The following is a 19,321-nucleotide window of genomic DNA, read 5'->3' on the forward strand; positions in this document are numbered from 1 at the left end:
GTTTTTTAGGGGCTTCATGTTATCCCGCTCACATCAACGAGCGATGAAGCCCCATGAACAAGCTGGAAAAGAGCGGACAGTTCGACGTGGAAGTCCTGCGCAAGCAGGTCTCCGACACAGAGACGCGCGGCGAGGCCTACACATCTGCGGTCGGCGAAACGCCTGATATCAATCCCTATGCCCGTCAGATTGCCGAACAGTTTCGTGATGGAACCTATTCGCCTGCCATCATCATCGGCCAGTTGCGGCTGCTGGAATTCCTCACACAATTCGTCATCGGCCTTGCCGCCTTCTATTTCGCGCCCGGCGATGGCAACGACACCTTCCTGACGCGGGCCGTCACGGCGGCGATCGTTTCGGCATTGACCGTCGTGGCACTTCAGTTCGCCGATGCCTATTCCATTCCGGCGCTCAGAGCCCGCGTGCGATATCTGCCGCGTGCGGTCGCAGCGTTCGCCATCGCGTTCGTGCTGACGGCAGGCGTTTTCTCGCTCTTCCTCGGCCTCGGTACTGCGACTGCGGCATCCTATGCTATCTGGTTTATTGCAGGCACGCTCTTCCTGGTTGTCGAGCGCTTCCTGGTGGCACAGGGCATACGCAACTGGGCGCGCAACGGCATCATGGAACGCCGCGCCGTCATCGTCGGCGGCGGCGAACCCGCCAAGGAACTGATCCGTATGCTGGAGCAGCAGGCGGATAACGATATCCGTATCTGCGGCATTTTCGACGACCGCGGCGAGAAGCGCTCGCCGATCATGGTCGCCGGCTATCCGAAGCTCGGCACGGTGAGTGAACTCGTCGAATTCGTGCGGATGACGCGCATCGACATGCTGATTATCGCCCTGCCGCTGTCTGCCGAAGCACGCATCTTCGAACTCTTGAAGAAGCTCTGGGTGCTGCCGGTCGACATCCGTCTTGCGGCCCACGCCAATCGCCTGCGCTTCCGTCCGCGTGCCTATTCGCATGTGGGCGCAGTGCCGATGCTCGACATCTTCAAGAAGCCGATCCGCGACTGGGATTCCGTTGCCAAGCGCGCTTTCGATATCTTCTTCGCCACCATCGCTCTCTGCCTGCTCTGGCCCATCATGCTGGCGACGGCGATCGCCGTGAAGGCGACTTCGGAGGGGCCGGTCTTCTTCATGCAGAAGCGTCATGGCTTCAACAACGAGATGATCAACGTCTTCAAATTCCGCTCGATGTACGCCAACATGGGCGATCCGACGGCGCGGGCTGCCGTCACCAAGGGCGATCCGCGTGTCACCCCTGTCGGCCGCTTCATCCGCAAGTCCTCGATTGACGAGTTGCCGCAGCTCTTCAACGTGCTGAAGGGCGAACTTTCGCTGGTCGGCCCGCGCCCGCACGCCGTGCTGGCTCAGGCGCGCGACCGCGCTTTCGCCGATATCGTAGACGGCTATTTTGCCCGCCACCGCGTCAAGCCCGGCGTCACCGGCTGGGCGCAGATCAACGGCTGGCGCGGCGAAGTGGACAATGACGAGAAGATCAAGTTTCGCACTGCGTACGATCTCTATTACATCGAGAACTGGTCGCTCTGGTTCGACCTCAAGATCCTGTTCCTGACGCCGATCCGGCTGCTCAACACGGAAAACGCCTATTGAGCGCCGTCGCCGCCTCCCATCCGCGCGTGGCCCAGCCGCAACGGCTGACGCTGCGTCTCATCGGCTCGGCGGCGGTCGCTTTCGGGGTCTTTCTTTCCGGCTTCGTCATCGATGAACCAGCACCTTATGAGTTGTGGATGGCAGGGCTGATCGGCCTCTGGTTCATACTCGGCCTGAAGATATCCCGCACGACCGCGCCGCTGATGGCACTGCTGCTCACCTTCAACATCGGCGGCATGCTATCGCTCACGCAGATGCGGGATCTGGCGACCGGCCCGATGTATATTGCCGTCTCCACTTTCCTGGCGCTGACCTCCATCTTCTATGCTGCGATCATCGAGGACAGCCACAAGCGGCTGCCGCTGATCTTCAATGCCTGGAATTTTGCGGCTGTCATCACTTCCCTTCTGGGCATCCTCGGCTATTTCCATGCCTTTCCGGGCTCGGAAGTCTTCACACTTTACGACCGCGCCAAGGGCGCCTTTCAGGATCCGAACGTTTTCGGGCCCTTCCTCGTGCCGCCGGGCCTTTACCTCGTCCATGGCATTCTCGCCGGCAATCTCAAGACGTCACCGATCAAGGCGGGAGCGCTGCTCATCCTGGCGCTCGGCATCTTCCTTTCCTTCTCGCGCGCGGCCTGGGGGCTTTTCGCCTTTGGGGTGGTAGTGCTGATCTTCATCATGCTGCTGAAGGAACGCAGCGGCGCGTTCCGACTGCGGGTGCTGGTCCTGTCGCTGGGCGCGATCATTCTGATGGTGGCCGCGCTTCTGGTCGCGCTGCAGGTTCCCAAGGTCAGCGAGCTTTTCTCCACCCGCGCCCAACTCGTGCAGCAATATGACGGTGAGCACCTTGGCCGTTTCGACCGCCATCGCATCGGCTTCCAGATGATGATGGAACGGCCGCTCGGCATTGGTCCGCTGGTTTTCGGCACCATGTTTCCGGAAGACGAGCACAATATCTGGCTGAAATCGCTGACCACTTATGGCTGGCTGGGCTTCATCAGCTATGTCGGTATGCTGTGCTGGACGCTTTATCTCGGCTTCCGCAATATGCTGCTCGACCGGCCATGGCAGCCCTTTCTCATGGTCGCCTGGATTTCCGTTCTCGGTCATGCTGCAATCGGCAACGTGATCGATATCGACCACTGGCGGCATGTCTATCTGTTGTTCGGCATCGTCTGGGGTTGTGCTGCGCTGGAAGTTCGCCACCAGCGCTCAGGCCGCTCACAAAGACTTGAGAAGTTCGGTAAAAGCGCTAAATTTCCCGCATGATTACAGGGACACAGATACGCGGCGCACGCGCCATGATCGGCATGAGCATCGAGGACCTCGCGGCTCATGCAGGACTTTCCGTCGAAACAATCCAGGCGCTGGAAAACGGCGAATGGACGGGCGAAACGCGCGCCACGATCGACGTGCGCAACACACTGGAAGCGCATGGCATCATTTTCATCGCCAGCGGGAACCAGGACGAAGGCGGCCCTGGCATACGCCTGCGCGCCCGCAGTTCCAACGATGACGGCATAAGGCCGGAAAACCTCAACGCTGCCAACGACGACTGACGGAACCGCCCGATCTCTGAGCTATCCCGTTGGGGACAGCCTGTGTCTAAGACCGCCAGGAACGGTGTAAAGAGCGAGCAGAACCGAGCTTCAAAGATAGGTCTTGGCGAGAACGGTCAGCTTGCCGCTGTCCTTCACGCCCTGCTTGTAAAGCTGAATGAGGGCCGCGCCGATCCGGTCGGCTTCCGGCGTGCGGGGAGCGATGCCACCGTCATCGCAAACCCGGCTTAGAACCTGCGACAGCAGGTCGATATCTTCCGAAAAGAGCGGTAAATCCTGGGGGTGAACTGACGATTTCAACATCGCGCCACATTTCCCTTAGAGGGCACAACGCATCATCATTGTTGCGCAGCCGACGCCCTCCCTGCCAGCCTCATTCGCATTATGCGCGTAGCCCCAGATTTTAGCAACCGCGTAATCATTTCGCCGGGAACAATCTTCTGCCTCATGCGTTGCGGGCGGTTTTAGGAATGAAATGGATGGAGCCGTGAGCGAAAAACGCTTCCCCTCGCCCATGAGAACTAAATTTCCAAGCAGCAGCTTCATTGTCGCAACCGCCTGGGAAGCAGTTGAATATCTCAAACGGTGGCCCGCCAAGCGTGGCCGCAAACATCGCATAGCTCAGCACTGCCTTGATGGACTGAGAAGCGTATGTGCAGCCCAGGTCTCATTCGCGAAGGCTGCTAGGACCGCCGACCTACTGGTGTAAGAACTGAACGGCCGGTCAGAATTCAGCTTAGAATTTCACCCGGCCAGCTGCTGCGTAAAGCTGCGATTGGTTGAAGCCTTCGACAATTACCTTGGCGCCGACTTCGGCCACGTGTGTTTCGGCGAGCTCCGCAAGCGCAAGAGCAACCTCCCCTTCCGGCCAGCCAGCGTTCACAGCCTCAACGGAGAGGGCCTTGAATGCAGCAGCAAGGCTCTGCCGGCAATCCTGTTTGTTATTGCAGATCGTCATAAGCCCGAAATTAAGCTTTCCCACGATTTCTCTTCTTTACACGCTCAGCAGCAGAAAGGCGATAAATTCCAATCACAAATTTGGAATAACGCGGACATCCGCTTCATTCATAGTTATATGTCAGATAAACATGAAATAAATTACCGCTCAAATCGGAAATATTATGGAAAATATTAATAGAATAGTTTACCTTAAATTTAGCATATAAAGAATCGCAACCGAAAATCTATATTCGGCTCGAAAAATGCCGCATCAGCTTAGCGCAGAATCTTTGGAAGGACGGAAGGGTCTCCATTCCGCACCGACATGCGCAAGGATTTTTGCCACCTTGCATACACTTTTTTCGGTATTCATTGCCGGGTTATAAAGGCTCCGGGCCGTACCGAGGGAGACAGGACAAAGCTATCCCTTGGATAAATTCCGTTTTATCATCGTGACGGCATTTTTCCCTTGCGTCCAAAAACCGAAAAGTCTAACAGAAGCAAGCCGTTTCGGCAGGTCGGGGCGTAGCGCAGCCCGGTAGCGCACTTGACTGGGGGAACGATCCCCTCACTCCTGATTTCCCTTTCTCTTCAATGCATTACTCCCATGCTGTTCAGTAGCCGTGGGACTTTTGGTGGGACTCGATGTCGCCTCCAGAGCCTGCCTCAAGTCATCATCGAGCGCGTGGGCGTATTTCGCTGTGGTGGCGACATCGGAGTGTCCGAGAAGCCTTTGAGCAACGCGCAGGTTGGACTTACGCAGTACGCGTGTAGCGGCGGTGTGGCGCGTATCGTGGAAGCGGAAGTTTACCACGCCAGCGGCCGGAACGGCGCGACGCATCGCGCTCTTCAGTCCGGACTCCGTCAACGGATACCGCTTGCCGCGAACCTGCTTCAGCGTCTTGCGCGTCCGCCAGGCGACAAAGGTGAAAACCTTCACTGGATGATTATGGCGCTGCGCCCAGAGGATCTCATAGGTTTCCTCTGACATCGGGATCGTTCTCGACTTTCCACCCTTCCCTGTCACGGTGAAGCGGCGGGAGAAGAAATCGACGTGCGGCCATTCGAGACCCAAGATCTCCATACGCCTGCAGCCATTGAGGAAAGCGAACCGGACGGCGTCTTCATAGCCGCGACCGAGTTGCTCCATGATGGCGCTCTCCTCTTCAGCCGACGCCTCCCGCACTCGCTCCTGCGGCTCCTTCAGCATATGCTCGCCGAAGTTCACCTCACCTACCTGAATTTTCCATACGTTCTTTGCCCGCAGGACGATCTCGCGCAGCGGCTGGGTGCAGGTTCGGTTGACAGTGGCAGGGCTGACGAGCTTGCCCTCGTGGATCTTGCCATCCTTGTGCTTGCGGCGAACCCTCTCGCCTCGGCGCTTTGCGACCAGGCTGGCGACGCGCGGATCGTCGATCGCGCGCAGATCGGTCGCTCCACCGATGTTCTGCTGTAGCCAGTCGAGGTTTTTTAGGACGGTATCGCGGTTCTTGTGATGCTGCCCGATCTCGTGAAACCAGCGTAGCGCCGCCATTTCGAAAGACATCGTATTGGCCTCAACCGTTGAGGCCGCAGCCATCAGCGCTTTGGCTGATGCCCGCTCCCGCTCCTCGAAGGCTTTTGCGTCTCTCTTCTTAGTTTCTCGCGTATCGCCAGAAAATCGACGGCCCCCGACGATGAAATCGTAGGAGTATGTTTCCTTACCGGGACGTTTGTAGACGGACATGATGTCTTGGCCTGCCGTTCCTTGAATTCGTTCAGATCATCCTGGGTGTAGCGGCGGGTTGCGCGTTTTGTCCCGCGCCCCACGTTAATCCACCGCACAAGACCATCGTCGGTCAAGTCCCGCAGCTGGCGCGTGGAGATCTTGAGCTGCGCTGCGGCTTCGTCTGGGGTGAGAAGATCGAGCGGGCTCACCTCACACCTCCTCGCAAGCCATCGCCGCGCGGCGGGCTTCCCACTGACGCAGGATATTCCGCTTGCGCGTGACGAGCTGCAGATGCTCGGGCTCGGGCCGAACGCATAGGCGGTTGCGGCAGTAGTGGTCGATTTCCTTCTTGCCGGGGATGTAGCCGTGCTCGTTGGTCCACATGACCAGATGCACAGCAACCGTCTGCCCCCCCAGGCTCATGCGCGGATAGCCGGCGCCGCGACCTCCCTTTCCAGAGTCCGAGCCGGTCCAGATCCAGCAGCCCGTCTCCTCGTCGATACGGACACGAGCCATGATCTTTTCGCGGATCTTGTCGCGGCGGCTCATTGCAGCACCTGCCTTGATTGATCCGGCAGGGCTATGACCGCATCGGCAGCTTTGCTCGGCGCGCCAATACGTTCGTTGAACATCCTTTCGCCTGCATCAGTGATTTCGAAGTCGTGCTGTCCATGCAGCCGCACGAAGGGGCCGCCAGCCATCGTCAAAGCTGTGAAAACGAGCTTGACCTTAAGAGCATCCGGCAATGCGTCGGATCGCATCAGCTCAAGACGATTGACACGCGATGCTCCCGTGCGCTTGGCGCGCAGCAGGAGGTCGAGAACGCACCATTGGATGTCGCTCAAATTGTCAGCCATCGCTGCCCTCCATCCTCTGTGCAGCTGTTGGGCGGAGATGCGGGCGGAAACGAATGTCAGCTTCAATTGGGAGGTTTGGGTTGCCCAAAAACAAGGATGGACCGAACGTGTGCATCAGGTCCCAAAGCTGGAACGACACGCGACCTTCTTCGTCTTCCACTCTCGGAACGTATGGGCCAACAGTGGGGACGCGACGGCGCAGCTCGTCATGTCTTTCTGCCAAGATGCGCCGGCCTTCGTCCGTTAATCTGACGCTGACGCTCTCATTGAAGTTCATTTCCATGACCAGATCGGCGCTCACGTCCCCACCTCCCCCTGTGAGGGCGGTAGGGGCCGGCGCTCGACATAAAAGCCGAACATCGGGACCGGAAAGACGTACAGGCGGCGCTTGGTGCGATCGTAAAACGCACCAATCCACAGGTCGTACCAAGCGAAAATCGGCTTAACGCGCATCAGTCGTACCCCCACGATTTGGCAATGGCGACGAAGCGGTCATACTTCGGCCGATCAGGGTGAAGAGGGCCGACAGGGCAGCCGGAAAGTTGAGAGATGGGAGTACCCAGCGGCTCGTCAGGATCACGCGATGAGGCAAAAGAAATGCAGACGTCATCGTCGCAGGAGCAATGCCCATCGATCCATTCGTACGGCGCGCTTTCGCCACATTCGACGCAGAAATAATCCTGATCGCCGCGCTCGTACTCATAGTCAGGGTGCTCGCAGCAGGTTGGGCAGATGGCCGCTCCGGGATTGTCCAGAGCCCACGAGATTATGCCCTCTCGCTTCCGGCAGACACGGCACGGCGGGCCATCATGGCCGACCCTGATCTTGATGCCAGGAACATAGAAATCTAGGCCGAAATGCAAGCGATGGACGCTAGGCTTCCAATGCCAAAAGAAAGTACGGCTGACCTCGATCATGGCTGATCTCCAATGAGGGGAGACGGGGCCGAAGCCCCGCCAGGTTACTTTCCGATTGTTTCGGATGTCTTGACCGCGCAAATCGCGTTGGCGGCGTTGCAGGCAGCCTGAGAGAAGCGCAATGCGTCTTCCGACTTTTCGGCTTTAGCTGCCTTATCGATCAAAGCTTCGACTTCTTTGCTCTTGTCATTCATCGGGTTCTATCTCCGAATTTGCCCGCGTTGAGGGACCGGAAAGCAGCGCGCGGGCGTCACTCTTTTCCGGTATCGGTGCAACAACGGCTGCGCGGTCGAGGCGCTCGATTTCGGCGATGATGAGGGCGGCGGCGCGGACGAGATCGCGGCGGCGATCCTTCGGCTTCCACCACGAAACGTGCCAGCTATCCGGCCAGAGATACGGCGGCCTGATGCGAACACCGTTGGCGTGGCTTTCGTCGCTGCGAGCTTTCAGCGCATACGCAGCGGCGGCCTGCGCCATGCTGCCATCCGTGTGCCGATCGTCATGGGCTGGCGTCCAGCCCTCAACCTCGACCTGGCGCCGGCGCTCGGCGGCAACATCGAGCAAAGCGGTCCCAAGCATTTGTGGAACGGGCGGTGGGGTGGCAGCGGACTTGAGCGCCTGAATAGCCTCCCACGCTGCGAACGGATCTGTGCCTTCGCCTACGTCCTCAGCGATCTTCAGCAGCTCATCGCGATACGCCTCCAGTGGAATATCGGAGCTGTCGCCGTACCGAAACCTGTCTGCCGCGCCACCTTCGACCTCGTCGCCGGTTTCGAGGTCAACGACTGGCGAGCCTTCGAGGCATGCGGCGTGGCATATGCCCATCTCAATGTCGGTCGCGCAAATATCGGAACGCTTCAGGGGCTCGGCGCAGATCGGGCATTGATCAACATCGTCGCCGACTGACTCGCTCTCTTCGATGATCGCTATCTCGCCGGCACAGAAGGCGCGCAGCATTTGGCCGGCGGTATAGAGCGGCTCGCCCTTGGCGTCGCGCTCGTGGACCGGTTGACGTGACAGGTATAGTTCGGCTGTAGCGATCACTTTTGAGGTAGTCATGAAATCCTCCATGTGCGGAAGTCCTCTACGAGCAGGCGCCATTGCTCGGCGGCGGCCTCGTCGCTACGGACTTCCTCGCGGCTGCGAATGCCGAGAAGCGACAGGACGTTCGCAACTGCCTGGTCGTCGCTCATCGGATGGGAAAAGCCTTTCTGCTCGTGCAGAAAGATCTTGAAAGCGGGCTCTCGGCAGCTAATCGCGAACTGCAGCGCGTCGTGCATCTCGGCCAGCTGATGACGGGTGGCGGCGGTCATCACGCGCCGCCTTTCAAAGGCAAGACAATTCCGGTAGCGGCATCAATCCGCAGAAGGTGCAAGGGGCACGTGATCACCCCCTCAACAACTGGCTGATCGGCCAGCGATACCGGACGATGCGGGCATATCCACCCGCGGCCATCACGTTTTGCCTGCCGCCCTACCCACTCATCTACGTGGCATTTCCATTGAGGGCTATTGCCAACTTCGACAGCCTCATTGATGTCCTCAATGAGGCCAGGCACTGCTGGATTCGTGGCTCTTTTGCAAAGCAACTTCTTCCAAACAGGAGTGGGCAATCCGTCCGGATTGCATTGTCGATTGATTTGCAGCGGAGAGCCCCAGGCGCTGCGCCAATATGCTCGTTTGCTGTACTCATTACCGCCTGGCGACGGCATGAAGCGCGCGTCGAGATGATAATGGTCGTGAACGAAATTGAGACAGTGCCGGTCATTGTGCTTCGGACCTATCACCGGCCAGGCGGCAATCTGGTCGTACCAGGCGCCTGTGACGGTAGGCACGAGATAATATCTCCCGACTTCCGCCGGTTGCGTCAGTTCGTCGATGCGCTGGATCACGCGTCCTTCTCCTCGATCGTGCGCTCCAGCATGCGGCGCAGCGGGCGGTCGACCGTGCTGCAGCCCATGGCGTCGATGACGCTGATCAAAGCGCTGCACAGGCTGATGACGACTTCATCGCTGATGAAATCCCCTGGATCTTTGCCGTCGCCGAGCGCGGCTACCTTGGCGATCTGCAAGAGGAGGCCGGCGGACATGATGTTTTCGACGGCGTCGTCGACGAGGCGGCGACCAAGGGTGGCGGCGGCTTCTTCGGCCGCTGCGTTGACGGCGTCGTGTTCGGTCCCGCCGACGATCTGCAGGGAAATCTGCGGGCGAACGTGGCTCATGGGGAACTGGACGAGGTTATCCATCAGAGATCCTTTGCGATTTCTTCGGCCTCGGCGCGATCGGTGCGCTTGAGGCCTGCCGCGAGTCCGGCGGCATAGACGACTGCTAAGAGGGCCACGCCGCAGGTGAGTGCGGTCATCAGGCAGAAGACGAAGATCGCCTGGCCTTCTGTGACGAGCGGACTGGCAAACTCGGTCACGGCGTCACCTGCGCGGCGGCGGCAATGATCAGGAGGAATGGGATGGTGAAGAGCGCGATCGCTTCCAGCGCCTCCTGCTGCTCGCGGCGCATGCGGGCGCATTCCAGCACCTGCGTTTCGATGTCTCCGGACAGGCGGCGTTCCTGGAGCGTATGGATCGCGATCTCGTTCAGCGGCAGAAATGGTGTGAAGTAGTTCATCGGCGTCATCCTCAGGGCAGATCGTCGTCATCGACGTCTGACGCGATCTGCGACTGCGGGCGATAATCGACGGGGCGAATGGGGCGCGGATCGACGCCATAGCCGCGATAAGCCATGTCACGCACAACCTCTTCGGTTGCCGGGCGGATCGCATAAAGCGCGGATGTCCCATAAAACTCGGTGACCGATTCGCCATCCGAAACGGGAATATCCACGCGCAGCATCTTGCCGCCAGCAAGCTCGACTTCCTTGGCGTAGCCAGGGCGCTTTCGGTGCCCCATCAACTCGACGATTGCCCAGCTTTCGAAGACTTCGGACGTCATGAAACCCTCCTGTCCATCCGCTTCGGAACCCGCTCCGTTCCTGGTCGGAGCGGTGACCGAAACCGGATCGCTTCAGGCGACGCGGCGAGTCGAAGAGGCGGCGAAGATGCGAGCGGCCTCGTCGGCATTCCGTTCGATCTGCTCGTCGGTGTAGCCCAGGCGCTTATATTCGCGATGCGTCAGGCCTTCGCCGCGCTCAAGGGCGTGGTTGGCCATCTCGCCAGCGATGTTGCGAACGGTCACGGGGTTATAAGCGGTTGCTGTCTGCATGATCCTGCTCCTGAAATCCCTCCCTGCTCCTGCGCGGCCCGCCGCCGGCCACAATGAGCGTGGACCGGCGGCGTCTCTGCGCGCCTTGTCCCGACGAGGGAGGAGGATCATCGGGACGGGGAATGATTATGCGGAATCATTTCCGCAGTCAAGAGGAATGGGGAAGCAATTCCGCAAACTATGTTCAAGGTTTGGCGTTGATGGGGAATTAAGCAGGAGCTACAGCACTGATTCGCAGGTGCTTTTTCGCGCCGAGAAGGGCGCAAAGAAAAACGGCGCAGCCATAGAGCCCGCGCCGTTTGCATTGCTGGATAGTGTGGAAGTTGGCTGCCGACCCGGCGTTTTAGATGCCGTAAATCTCGTTAAATGTGAGAACCTTATGCATGTGCATGATCGTCGATCTGGCGATCTGAATTTCCGCCTTGGGGTTGTGCTTCAAGATGGTGACCCATTCGGCATTACGCTTGAGGAAGATGCCAAGTGTAGCTTCGTAATGCCCTTCGGCGTCCTGCTTCACCTGGATCACCACGGCGTCGCCAGTGCGCACCGGCTTGTCGGGGTTGATGAAAAGCAAGTCGGCCGGCGAAAACTGCGGGACCATTGATTCGCCCTCAACATAGAGCGAGTAGATATTACGGGCATGCATCAAGGTGGGTGGCCGCCTCACATAATCGACCGGGTCTAGATCGAGCTTGAACGCTCCTCGCAGGTGTGAACCTGCTGCTGTTCCCATAACCGGCACATCCTTCGGCATTTCGAAGGGGGCAGGAAGGGGAACGGATGCGGCGCGCAACTCGCTCGATTTCACGGTCGCTTTCGGATCGTCCTCATTGAGCAACCATAATTCGGTAGTTTCAAGAGCGTCTGCAAGTTTTTTGACAGTCTCCAGCGATGGCTGCTGGTCGCGATTGTCCAGAAGTTTGCGCACGGTTGAACGGTCGAGGCCTGCTTTGTTAGCGGTGCTCGACGGGTTCATATTGAGGGCTGACATCCGCTCTTTGATGCGGTCCTGAATGGTTCTAGCCATGTGCGGAATTTTATCCGCGATTTGTGGAAAAGTCATGCGGAACGAAATCCCTTGACAATGCGGAACTGATTCCGCATTTTCTGCGACCATGAACCTAAGAGAACAGCTCATCGCCGTTTCTGACGAATATGCTCGCGCTCGTGGCATAGGCCGACAGCGCGTTTCGACGATCGTCTTGAACCGTGGGTCCACGCTCGATCGCATTGCTGATGGCAAGAGCGACGTGAACACGGTGACTTTCGAGAAGGCGATGCTCTGGTTCTCGATGAATTGGCCAATCGGTGCGGAATGGCCGGCGACCGTGCCTCGTCCTTCCGCCGAGAGGGAGGCCGCATGATGTGTTCCCCGGTGCATGGGTTCCTGGCCGTTCTCCATGCCAATTGGCGCCGGACTGGCGGACTGCGTTTAGCGTCCGGCGCCTTCTTTCTTTCTGTCGGGTTGGAGGAGTTTGGACGTCCTCGCCGGTCTCATAAGCCGGAGATCGCGGGTTCGAATCCCGCACCCGCAACCAGTTTTGTATGTGCTCCGTCATGTGGGCCTCCGTGATCTGCTGACGGGCTGAGTACTCACATTTTCCGCACCCGTCCCGCGATGGGAAAAACAACGCCGGTTTCCCGGCGGTGACAGGCTTTTGCTTTTCTGAGGGTATCATGAGCGACGCAATCCATAACCGGCTGAAGGCAGCGCAGCGCGATCTCATCGACGAGGTTGGCGGCATCGAGCGCGCCGCGAAGATTTCGGAATATGCCAAGAGCACGGTCGGGCGTTGGCGCAACCCGCGCGATCCAGAACTGATGCCGATGATGGCCGTCATCCGGCTCGAAGGCGATTGCGGGCGCGCGTTCGTGACTGAGGTTATGGCCGGTGCGAACGGTCGCGACCTTTCCGACAACATTCCTGCCGACGCTGCGATCGTCTCCGATCTCCTGTCGGCGCACGCGGATGTGACCATGCGGTTTGCTGAGCTGGGGCAAGTGACGGCCAGAGCTTTTTCCGATGGCGTCGTGACGCCTGCTGAAGCTGACGAGATGGACCGCAAGGCCGCAGAAGTCGACGACGCGGTCGAGGAGGAGCGGCGGGTACTTGCCAGCGTCAAGGCCAAGGGCGGCGCGGCTGCAGCCCTTAAGATCGTCGGGGGCAAGTGATGCGCGGCGTGAAGGCTGAAGGATACGTCGTCGACCCGCCGATCGGGCGCGATGCCCATAATCTGCTTTACCGGGCTAACCGGTTTTACCGGATGCACCGCGCTGCCTATCCACTGGCGCTCGACAGCGACCAGCGTGGCGCCGAAGTCGCGGTTGCCGGCGGCTATGCCGAGCGCCTGCTCGATGATCCGCATTTCGTGCGGGTCACGCAGAAGGGGAGGCTCTACCTCCAAGCCGTGATGAGGGCGCACTGATGGCCGCTCATCACCGCCTCGTCGGCATTACGATCAATGTTCCGGAAAAGGCCAAGCAGACGCTCGATCGTCAGGCGAAGGAGCGCGGTATCGCTTCGTCACTCTGGGCGGGGCAGATTTTTGATATGGGCTTTGCAGCTGTCTGCGCTCGCGAGAAGAGCATGCCGGTTGCAGATGGTGATCTGGACGCGATCGTCGGCGCGACGCTGCTGCTCTGGTCCGGTCAGAAGTGGTCGACTGCAGATATCGCCAAGGGCCTCGGAGTGCCGGAGCCTACCGTCATCCGCATTCTCGATGGCTGGAGGCAATATCGACGGGGGATGCAGCGATGAACGCTCTCGTCGTCCCCTCGGAGCATGAGCTTATAGCCTCGATCGAAACTGCGCGGGCATTGTTCAATGCAGGTGACCTCGATCTGGCGCTAAAGATCGCATCCGTCACCTACGATCAATCCAAGTCCGTCGCAGGTTCTGCGGAGCGCGTGAAGGCCTCGCGCGAGGTCGTCGATAAAGCGCGGCGAATGCAGGCGGAAGCGCTGAAGATCGAAAGCCTTTGCTATGTCGCGATGGCTGACGCCGTCGACAGCGCGCAGGCAAAAGGCGAGATCTCTCGCGGCGGCCGTCCGAAAACCGTTTCTCAAGAGAACGGTTTTACGCTCGAAGAAATCGGGATCGACCGCAAGCAACTGCATTCCGCGCGGCAGCTGCGTAATGCCGTTCGTGCCGATCCGGAACTCATCGACCGTGTCGTCGAGGCGCGTCTTGCGGAAGGGCTGGAGCCGACGCGGACTGCGCTGAAGAAAGAGGCCGGTCACGCGATCGGCACGAAAACCGCGACCAAGGAAGAGCGCGGCGACGATCTCTATGAGACGCCGATCGAGGCCATGCGCACGCTGCTAGCTCTGGAGAGCTTCAGCCTGGCCGTACGGGAACCGAGTGTCGGTCGGGGCGCGATCATGCGACCGCTCGAAGCTGCGGGCTATGATGTGCTGATTTCCGATCTCGTCGACCGCGGCGTTGTAACGGAGCATGGGGAGTGCCAGGGCGTCGGCGACTTCCTCAAATCTTCAGGGCCGTCGAAACTCTATTCGGTCGGGCCGGATATCGTCACCAACCCGCCCTATGGCGTCGCCAATGCCTATGCGGCGCATGCGCTGCGCGAGCATCGCCCAGGCAAGATGGCATTGTTGCTGAACCTGAACTTTCTTGCCGGGTTCGAGGATGCCGACCGTTGCTTCGTCATGGATCGCAACCCGCCGAGCCGCGTCTATGTGTTCACGCGGCGCCTGCCGATGATGCATCGCGACGGCTGGACCGGAAACAAGGCATCAAGCCAGATGAATACCGCGTGGTTCGTTTGGGAGCGGAACCACGATGGAACCTATGGGAATGGCTTCCCGGCACTAATCCGCGTGGATTGGGAGCAATATCAGGATGCAGATCCGCTTGCGCCAGGTGAAGGTGTTCATGCCGACCCTATCATTTTCAGCGATGAGGAAGATTTCACGCGCGACACGCCGCGCAAGACGCTCGACGAGCGGATCGAGGAAGAATTCTCCCGCTCGCTGATCTGGATGAAGCACATGGAGCCTTTCGACGACGTCGCATTGCGGCGCGGTGTTGGGCTTCGGCCATCCGTCGCCTCTGCGCTGATCGACGCGTTCGCGGCACAGGGCCTCATTGAGCGACAGGAAGACGGCAGGTTCCTGCCGACCGGCGCAGGCCTGAACATGATCGCCACCGTTGGCGCGGTCGATATGACCAAGCAGCTCAAGGCGGGTGTGCCGATTGCCGAGGTGCTCGCATGATCGAAGGCGCCGATTTCTCATCCGAGATGCTGAAGGGATTCCTTCGCGCCCGCGTCGAAATGGCCGGATATAACGCTGTCTTCCCCGGCCAGCACGCGAGCACGAAGAAACAGCGACCTGCCTTCGATGCCGCGCGCAAGGCGGAAATGGAGCACATTCGCAAGCGGGCAGGCGTGACGGTCGTGCAATTCGATCTCGCTTGGATGGGGCGGGCGCTCTCCGTACAGCCGCGCGAGAAGCTATGGAGGGCGCTTGGTGTCGATCTCGATCTATACGGCGTGAAGCTCGTCGATTACGGCAAGTGGGAGAAGATCCAATGACCGGCCTTCAGAATGCCCGCGATCCTTCTCGCGCAGACTACGACTTCCGCAAGTTCGCCGCAGCACTGAAGCGCAAGTTCTATTCCGAGCCGAACCTCGCGATGCGTCCGCTCGCCAGTGAGATAGGCGTGACGATCAACGATATTTCGCGCGCGATGGGCGGACAGATGGTTTCCGTTGGCAAGGTGATCGCGCTTTGCCGGTGGCTCGGTGTGCCTGTCGAGCATTTTTACTTGGAACCGGAATTGGATTTAAAATCAACCTGTTCCACTAGATCAAACGTGAAACACGAAGCCCGGGAGGGGCGGCATTGAGCGCGCTTCTCCCGATCGTCGAACAGCTTGCCGATGCGGTCAATCATGCTGAGCGAGCGGAATGGCTCTTTGCCTGCCCGTACGGCGTGATGAACCGCGAGCACATGAGCATACGGGTGATCCTTCAGAGGTCGGGGCTTCTGGCGGGTGTCGCCTATCTCGAAGCCGTCCTGTCGCTAACGAACGCGAAGCGACTGCCGGACGGCACACTTCCACAAACCATTGTCCTGCCGGTGCATATCGCCGCGCTGGATTTGAGGCAGGAGGCGCAGGCGGGCGCCGAGGGGGCGAATTGAGCGGGCCACGGTTCTCGATCATTCCAGCGTGGATCATCACAGACGGTCGGCTCAAGGGCAGCGACTTGCGCGTTCTGTGCCTGCTAGGGACTTACACGAATAAGGAAGGCTGGTGCCGGCGCAGTCAGGTCAAAATGGCCGACCAGCTCGGCTGCGGCCGCTCGACGGTGCAGGATTCGCTGAAGCGTCTCGCCGATATCGGCGTCGTGGAGAAACAGGAAGTTGCGAGCGCGGACGGCCGAGACAGCGCGCATTGGTACCGCGTGGTGCTCGATCGTGTCGTCGAGAGCAATGCGTTTGCTGCATGGGACGATGAAGACGAAAAGGAATTCGGTCCTATCGATGGCATTGAAAAGGGCACCCCCCCTGCCGGTATACCGGCACCCCCTGCCGGTCCTAGACCGGCACCCCCTGCCGGTTCTGGACCGGCACCTATTAACGACAGTAATTTAACTCCCCCTGAGGAACGAAGGGAGAGAGAGCGCGAGCGTGAGGATGAAGGGGAAGAAAATCCCAAGGGGATAGAGCGGCGCTTTAGGGCGTGGTTTGCGAAAATGCCGGGATACCTTGACGACAGCGAACCGAATGCACGCCGGGAATGGAATGCACTGACGCCCGCCCAGCGTACCGAATGCGAGCAGATGACGCCGATATGGCTGGAGGAACGCAAAAAGCTGGGCCGAACCAAGCCGGTCGCGGCCTCTACCTATCTCTCCGAACGCCGATGGGAGCGTTTGCCAGACCAGGTCAAGACGGCTCACGAGAAGGCCAAGGCGCAGGAGGAACGTGTCACTGTAGCGCCATACGGCCATATCTGGTCAGCGATGCGGATGATGGCTCTGCTCAAGGGGCCGAAGCCTGTAGAGCTTCCCGATGATCTGCTGCCGCTGACTGCGCGCACCTTCGAGATCCACCGCCGTATCAGCGAGAGCAAGGGGCTGGCCTTCTTGGCGGAGCGCGGGATTGTGATCGACGGCAAGGATCTCGTCTTCCCTGATGACTTCCGTGAGCAGGAATATCGTCGCCGCATACAGCTTGAGGGATATCCGGAGGTGAACCGCCTGAACAAGATGGCAACTGAACGGACGCGCGATCAGGTCGATAAGCGCTTCGCTGCTTTGGCTTCGCTCTGCGAGTTCGTTCCTTTGGGCTCGCCGACATTCGAGCGCTGGCGTGATTACCACGAGCAGATGCATTGGCCTCCAGTGCCTGAACCAGATCCGAAGCATCTGGCTGGCGTGTGGTTTCCAAAGGGCGGGCCGGAAGGCCTTGGTGAATTCGAACTAGCCGCACGCGCGGCACTAGGAATGGAGCGGGGCGATGATGCTGAATAGGGTGACAATGATGCATAATGGGATTGAGGTCGATGTTACCCGCGCTCTGCCTGCGATGGATAAGACGGTCGCAAGGTCGCGAATCAATGAAGCGAATTTGCATGCGGCTTCGTCAGATATGGTCGTTGCAAAGCCAAAGGCTGCGAAATGGTACTGCTTACAGGTGATGACGGGTCGCGAGTTCTCTGTGGAAAAACAGCTTGATGACGCGAACATTGAGCATGTCTCTCCACGTGAGCGGGTGGTTTTCGTCAAGAGAGGCCGCAAGATCGATGGAGAACGGCTGTTCTTTCCTGGTTACATTCTAGTCCATTGCCGGCCGTCTGCTGAGGCTTTTCATGGTCTAAGAAGGATTAGGAACGTCATCGATATCGTTGGGAATGGCGGTCGGTATCACGTTGTTTCGGAAAAGGATGTGAATGTTTTCAAAGATATGGCTGCCGTTGCAGTGCCGCGCGTGGCTACTGACAAGACATTGGTCGAAGGTGACACGGCATCTATTACCTTCGGTCCTTTCAAGGGATTTGATTGCATTATTCTGGCTCTGAAATGGTCTCGGGAGGCTAGGGCGAGGGTTCAACTTTCAGTGTTCGGAAAGGATTTTGAGATTGAGAGCATGCCTCTTGCTTTTCTCAAAAAGCTGTGAGAGTCATCTTCGCAACGGACGAGCCGATTGGCATCCCCTCCGATCCCTCTGGACAAGATCCAGAGGCAGAGCAGGCAAACAGCCTCAGGGACAAATGCAGCCGGCCCCAGCTTGAAAGCCTCAGATGAGAGGCACCGATTCAAGCCAAGTGCTACTGCTATGAGATGACGACAGGCGACCTCCGGGTCGCCTTTTTCATTCAAGGGTTATGGCACGCAAGCCCAAAGCCTTCCGCATCAGTGGACGCCCAACTGCAGAGCAGAACGAGCGGGAATATGATCGGAACCGATATCGCAATCAGGCTGGCCGCGATCTATACACCACGGCTCGTTGGCGGGCTGAGCGCGCAGACTTCCTGGCGCAGCCAGAGAACCAATTCTGTGTGAGGTGCCAAGCGGTGGGCATCCTCAATGCAGGTCACCTGACAAAGGACGGCCGACCGCAGACCAACCCGAGGCGCATGTTCCTCGTGGTGCACCACTCGCAGCGACACTACGGCAATCCGGAGGTCTTCTGGGACCGGAGCAAGTGGCAGGCCGTTTGCCCTGACCACCACGACGGCGACATCCAGGCCGAGCAGTCGGCAGAGGCCAAGCGCCTCATCGAACGCATGCAGATGGGGGGCGGGTCAAAAGTCTAGCGGTCCGAGGGCCCTTACCGACGGGTGCGCAACCTTTTTTCTCCGCGAAATTGGCGGAATTATTTTTTTCTCACGCCTGATGAACGGAGGGCGAGCACATGACCCGTGGCCGCAAGCCCGATACAGACGAACAGCAGGCCGCAAAGGGCAATCCGGGCAAGCGTCTTTCGCAGAAAGAGGTAGAGACCGCCCGCACCAAAGCGCCGATACCAGTGACGGTTGGGAAGATCCGCCCGCCAAAATGGCTCAAGCGGAGCCGCAAGGCGACTGAGGTTTGGAATGACCTCGCGCCGCAGCTTGAGCGCCTCAATCTCTTGAGCAATCTCGATGCCAGCCCGTTCGCTCGATATTGCCGCTATGTCGTCGAGTGGATTGCAGCTGACGTCACGGTGCAGAAAGAGGGCACCTGGTTCAACGGCAAGGACACGAATGGAAACGAGACGAAGAAGCGGCACCCTGCCTTCGTTGCGGTACAGCAGCTCGAAAAGATGCTCGGCGATATGGAGGCCAGCTTCGGCATGCGACCGGATACGCGCTACAAAATCATGCGCGATCAGGCGGCTGCTCACGGCCTCGGCAATCTGCCGCTCTGGGGCGACCAGCAGCCGCTTCAGCCATCATCGTCAGCTGCAAACGAGGATGCGCCGCCCGCAGCTGCTGAGCCAGCCGACCTGATTGGCATCCTTGGCGGGATGAATTCCCCTCCGCCGGAGCGGATGAATTGACC

The 19,321-nt window shown here is 59.2% G+C and carries 31 protein-coding genes, 1 tRNA gene and 1 pseudogene; 16 read left to right on the plus strand and 17 right to left on the minus strand.

The window, feature by feature from the left end; genetic code table 11:
• The first annotated feature begins 53 nt into the window (after positions 1–53).
• Genes FHX08_RS10045 through FHX08_RS10055 form a run of 3 tightly spaced genes read left to right on the plus strand, consistent with a single transcriptional unit; the run spans position 54 to position 3,177 of the window.
• Entirely contained in the window at positions 54–1,616 is a 1,563-nt protein-coding gene (locus tag FHX08_RS10045; RefSeq protein ID WP_184327103.1) for an undecaprenyl-phosphate glucose phosphotransferase, read from the plus strand.
• On the plus strand, positions 1,613–2,887 hold the full coding sequence (locus FHX08_RS10050; RefSeq protein WP_132651138.1) for an O-antigen ligase: 1,275 nt from the start codon (positions 1,613–1,615) through the stop codon (positions 2,885–2,887). The genes FHX08_RS10045 and FHX08_RS10050 overlap by 4 nt, the downstream gene beginning before the upstream one ends.
• Positions 2,884–3,177 (plus strand): multiprotein-bridging factor 1 family protein, encoded by a 294-nt coding sequence (locus FHX08_RS10055; RefSeq protein WP_132651137.1) that lies wholly within the window; start codon positions 2,884–2,886, stop codon positions 3,175–3,177. The genes FHX08_RS10050 and FHX08_RS10055 overlap by 4 nt, the downstream gene beginning before the upstream one ends.
• Positions 3,178–3,267: 90 nt before the next feature.
• Here the strand turns inward: FHX08_RS10055 and FHX08_RS10060 are convergent, their stop codons facing one another.
• Positions 3,268–3,480, minus strand: a complete 213-nt coding sequence (locus tag FHX08_RS10060) for a hypothetical protein (protein ID WP_132651136.1) — start codon at positions 3,478–3,480, stop codon at positions 3,268–3,270.
• Positions 3,481–3,652: 172 nt separating this feature from the next.
• On the opposite strand from FHX08_RS10060, the gene FHX08_RS10065 reads away from it, so the two are divergent.
• Positions 3,653–3,886 carry a DUF982 domain-containing protein gene (locus FHX08_RS10065; protein ID WP_184327104.1) on the plus strand — a complete coding sequence of 78 codons (234 nt, stop codon included), beginning with the start codon at positions 3,653–3,655 and terminating at the stop codon, positions 3,884–3,886.
• A gap of 27 nt (positions 3,887–3,913) precedes the next feature.
• Here the strand turns inward: FHX08_RS10065 and FHX08_RS10070 are convergent, their stop codons facing one another.
• The 16 genes and pseudogenes from FHX08_RS10070 to FHX08_RS31420 all read right to left on the minus strand — a co-directional run bounded on the left by FHX08_RS10070 (position 3,914) and on the right by FHX08_RS31420 (position 12,213).
• Positions 3,914–4,135, minus strand: a complete 222-nt coding sequence (locus FHX08_RS10070) for a hypothetical protein (RefSeq protein WP_132651973.1) — start codon at positions 4,133–4,135, stop codon at positions 3,914–3,916.
• Positions 4,136–4,684: 549 nt separating this feature from the next.
• Positions 4,685–5,842: a site-specific integrase gene (locus FHX08_RS10075; RefSeq protein WP_246698294.1), complete on the minus strand. Its 1,158-nt coding sequence runs from the start codon at positions 5,840–5,842 to the stop codon at positions 4,685–4,687.
• Positions 5,843–5,865: 23 nt separating this feature from the next.
• Positions 5,866–6,033 (minus strand): annotated as a pseudogene (locus FHX08_RS31865) (helix-turn-helix domain-containing protein); the annotation flags it as partial.
• A gap of 1 nt (position 6,034) precedes the next feature.
• Positions 6,035–6,373: an HNH endonuclease signature motif containing protein gene (locus tag FHX08_RS10085; RefSeq protein ID WP_184327107.1), complete on the minus strand. Its 339-nt coding sequence runs from the start codon at positions 6,371–6,373 to the stop codon at positions 6,035–6,037.
• A complete protein-coding gene (locus tag FHX08_RS10090) occupies positions 6,370–6,681 on the minus strand; it encodes a hypothetical protein (protein WP_184327108.1) in 312 nt (103 codons plus the stop codon). The genes FHX08_RS10085 and FHX08_RS10090 overlap by 4 nt, the downstream gene beginning before the upstream one ends.
• Positions 6,674–6,982: a hypothetical protein gene (locus FHX08_RS10095; protein ID WP_184327109.1), complete on the minus strand. Its 309-nt coding sequence runs from the start codon at positions 6,980–6,982 to the stop codon at positions 6,674–6,676. Before FHX08_RS10095 ends, FHX08_RS10090 begins: the two co-directional genes overlap by 8 nt.
• Positions 6,983–7,133: 151 nt before the next feature.
• Positions 7,134–7,598, minus strand: coding sequence for a hypothetical protein (locus FHX08_RS10100; RefSeq protein ID WP_184327110.1), 465 nt, complete (start codon positions 7,596–7,598; stop codon positions 7,134–7,136).
• 186 nt (positions 7,599–7,784) lie between these two features.
• On the minus strand, positions 7,785–8,657 hold the full coding sequence (locus FHX08_RS10105) for a hypothetical protein (protein WP_184327112.1): 873 nt from the start codon (positions 8,655–8,657) through the stop codon (positions 7,785–7,787).
• Positions 8,654–8,911 (minus strand): hypothetical protein, encoded by a 258-nt coding sequence (locus FHX08_RS10110; protein WP_184327113.1) that lies wholly within the window; start codon positions 8,909–8,911, stop codon positions 8,654–8,656. The genes FHX08_RS10105 and FHX08_RS10110 overlap by 4 nt, the downstream gene beginning before the upstream one ends.
• A complete protein-coding gene (locus FHX08_RS10115) occupies positions 8,911–9,489 on the minus strand; it encodes a Rieske (2Fe-2S) protein (protein WP_184327115.1) in 579 nt (192 codons plus the stop codon). Before FHX08_RS10115 ends, FHX08_RS10110 begins: the two co-directional genes overlap by 1 nt.
• Positions 9,486–9,842 (minus strand): hypothetical protein, encoded by a 357-nt coding sequence (locus tag FHX08_RS10120; protein ID WP_184327117.1) that lies wholly within the window; start codon positions 9,840–9,842, stop codon positions 9,486–9,488. The genes FHX08_RS10115 and FHX08_RS10120 overlap by 4 nt, the downstream gene beginning before the upstream one ends.
• The gene (locus FHX08_RS10125) at positions 9,842–10,018 is read right to left on the minus strand and encodes a hypothetical protein (protein WP_184327118.1); all 177 of its coding nucleotides are present in this window, start codon (positions 10,016–10,018) and stop codon (positions 9,842–9,844) included. Before FHX08_RS10125 ends, FHX08_RS10120 begins: the two co-directional genes overlap by 1 nt.
• Entirely contained in the window at positions 10,015–10,218 is a 204-nt protein-coding gene (locus FHX08_RS10130; RefSeq protein ID WP_184327119.1) for a hypothetical protein, read from the minus strand. Before FHX08_RS10130 ends, FHX08_RS10125 begins: the two co-directional genes overlap by 4 nt.
• 11 nt (positions 10,219–10,229) lie before the next feature.
• Positions 10,230–10,541 carry an acetyltransferase gene (locus FHX08_RS10135; RefSeq protein ID WP_184327120.1) on the minus strand — a complete coding sequence of 104 codons (312 nt, stop codon included), beginning with the start codon at positions 10,539–10,541 and terminating at the stop codon, positions 10,230–10,232.
• 72 nt (positions 10,542–10,613) lie between these two features.
• Entirely contained in the window at positions 10,614–10,811 is a 198-nt protein-coding gene (locus FHX08_RS10140; RefSeq protein ID WP_184327121.1) for a hypothetical protein, read from the minus strand.
• A 343-nt stretch (positions 10,812–11,154) separates the two neighbouring features.
• Positions 11,155–12,213: an XRE family transcriptional regulator gene (locus FHX08_RS31420; protein ID WP_246698295.1), complete on the minus strand. Its 1,059-nt coding sequence runs from the start codon at positions 12,211–12,213 to the stop codon at positions 11,155–11,157.
• A gap of 56 nt (positions 12,214–12,269) precedes the next feature.
• On the opposite strand from FHX08_RS31420, the gene FHX08_RS10150 reads away from it, so the two are divergent.
• From FHX08_RS10150 to FHX08_RS10205, 12 genes are all read left to right on the plus strand, one after another.
• A tRNA-Met gene (locus FHX08_RS10150) sits at positions 12,270–12,349 on the plus strand.
• A 139-nt stretch (positions 12,350–12,488) separates the two neighbouring features.
• Positions 12,489–12,983: a hypothetical protein gene (locus tag FHX08_RS10155; RefSeq protein WP_184327122.1), complete on the plus strand. Its 495-nt coding sequence runs from the start codon at positions 12,489–12,491 to the stop codon at positions 12,981–12,983.
• Between the two features lie 8 nt (positions 12,984–12,991).
• Positions 12,992–13,237 carry a hypothetical protein gene (locus FHX08_RS10160; RefSeq protein ID WP_184327123.1) on the plus strand — a complete coding sequence of 82 codons (246 nt, stop codon included), beginning with the start codon at positions 12,992–12,994 and terminating at the stop codon, positions 13,235–13,237.
• Positions 13,237–13,569, plus strand: coding sequence for a hypothetical protein (locus FHX08_RS10165; protein ID WP_184327125.1), 333 nt, complete (start codon positions 13,237–13,239; stop codon positions 13,567–13,569). The genes FHX08_RS10160 and FHX08_RS10165 overlap by 1 nt, the downstream gene beginning before the upstream one ends.
• Positions 13,566–15,044 carry a hypothetical protein gene (locus FHX08_RS10170; RefSeq protein ID WP_184327126.1) on the plus strand — a complete coding sequence of 493 codons (1,479 nt, stop codon included), beginning with the start codon at positions 13,566–13,568 and terminating at the stop codon, positions 15,042–15,044. The genes FHX08_RS10165 and FHX08_RS10170 overlap by 4 nt, the downstream gene beginning before the upstream one ends.
• Positions 15,041–15,364, plus strand: coding sequence for a hypothetical protein (locus FHX08_RS10175; RefSeq protein ID WP_184327127.1), 324 nt, complete (start codon positions 15,041–15,043; stop codon positions 15,362–15,364). Before FHX08_RS10170 ends, FHX08_RS10175 begins: the two co-directional genes overlap by 4 nt.
• On the plus strand, positions 15,361–15,678 hold the full coding sequence (locus FHX08_RS10180) for a hypothetical protein (protein ID WP_184327129.1): 318 nt from the start codon (positions 15,361–15,363) through the stop codon (positions 15,676–15,678). Before FHX08_RS10175 ends, FHX08_RS10180 begins: the two co-directional genes overlap by 4 nt.
• Positions 15,675–15,974, plus strand: coding sequence for a hypothetical protein (locus tag FHX08_RS10185; protein ID WP_184327130.1), 300 nt, complete (start codon positions 15,675–15,677; stop codon positions 15,972–15,974). The genes FHX08_RS10180 and FHX08_RS10185 overlap by 4 nt, the downstream gene beginning before the upstream one ends.
• Positions 15,971–17,308 (plus strand): helix-turn-helix domain-containing protein, encoded by a 1,338-nt coding sequence (locus FHX08_RS10190; RefSeq protein WP_184327131.1) that lies wholly within the window; start codon positions 15,971–15,973, stop codon positions 17,306–17,308. Before FHX08_RS10185 ends, FHX08_RS10190 begins: the two co-directional genes overlap by 4 nt.
• Positions 17,295–17,954, plus strand: a complete 660-nt coding sequence (locus FHX08_RS10195) for a transcription termination/antitermination protein NusG (protein ID WP_184327132.1) — start codon at positions 17,295–17,297, stop codon at positions 17,952–17,954. Before FHX08_RS10190 ends, FHX08_RS10195 begins: the two co-directional genes overlap by 14 nt.
• Before the next feature lie 397 nt (positions 17,955–18,351).
• Positions 18,352–18,594, plus strand: coding sequence for a hypothetical protein (locus FHX08_RS10200; RefSeq protein WP_184327133.1), 243 nt, complete (start codon positions 18,352–18,354; stop codon positions 18,592–18,594).
• A 98-nt stretch (positions 18,595–18,692) separates the two neighbouring features.
• Complete coding sequence (locus tag FHX08_RS10205) at positions 18,693–19,319, plus strand: phage terminase small subunit P27 family (RefSeq protein ID WP_184327134.1); 627 nt, start codon at positions 18,693–18,695, stop codon at positions 19,317–19,319.
• Positions 19,320–19,321: the final 2 nt, after the last annotated feature.

Source organism: Rhizobium sp. BK529 (assembly GCF_014194105.1).
In the GTDB taxonomy this organism is placed as follows: Bacteria; Pseudomonadota; Alphaproteobacteria; order Rhizobiales; family Rhizobiaceae; genus Rhizobium.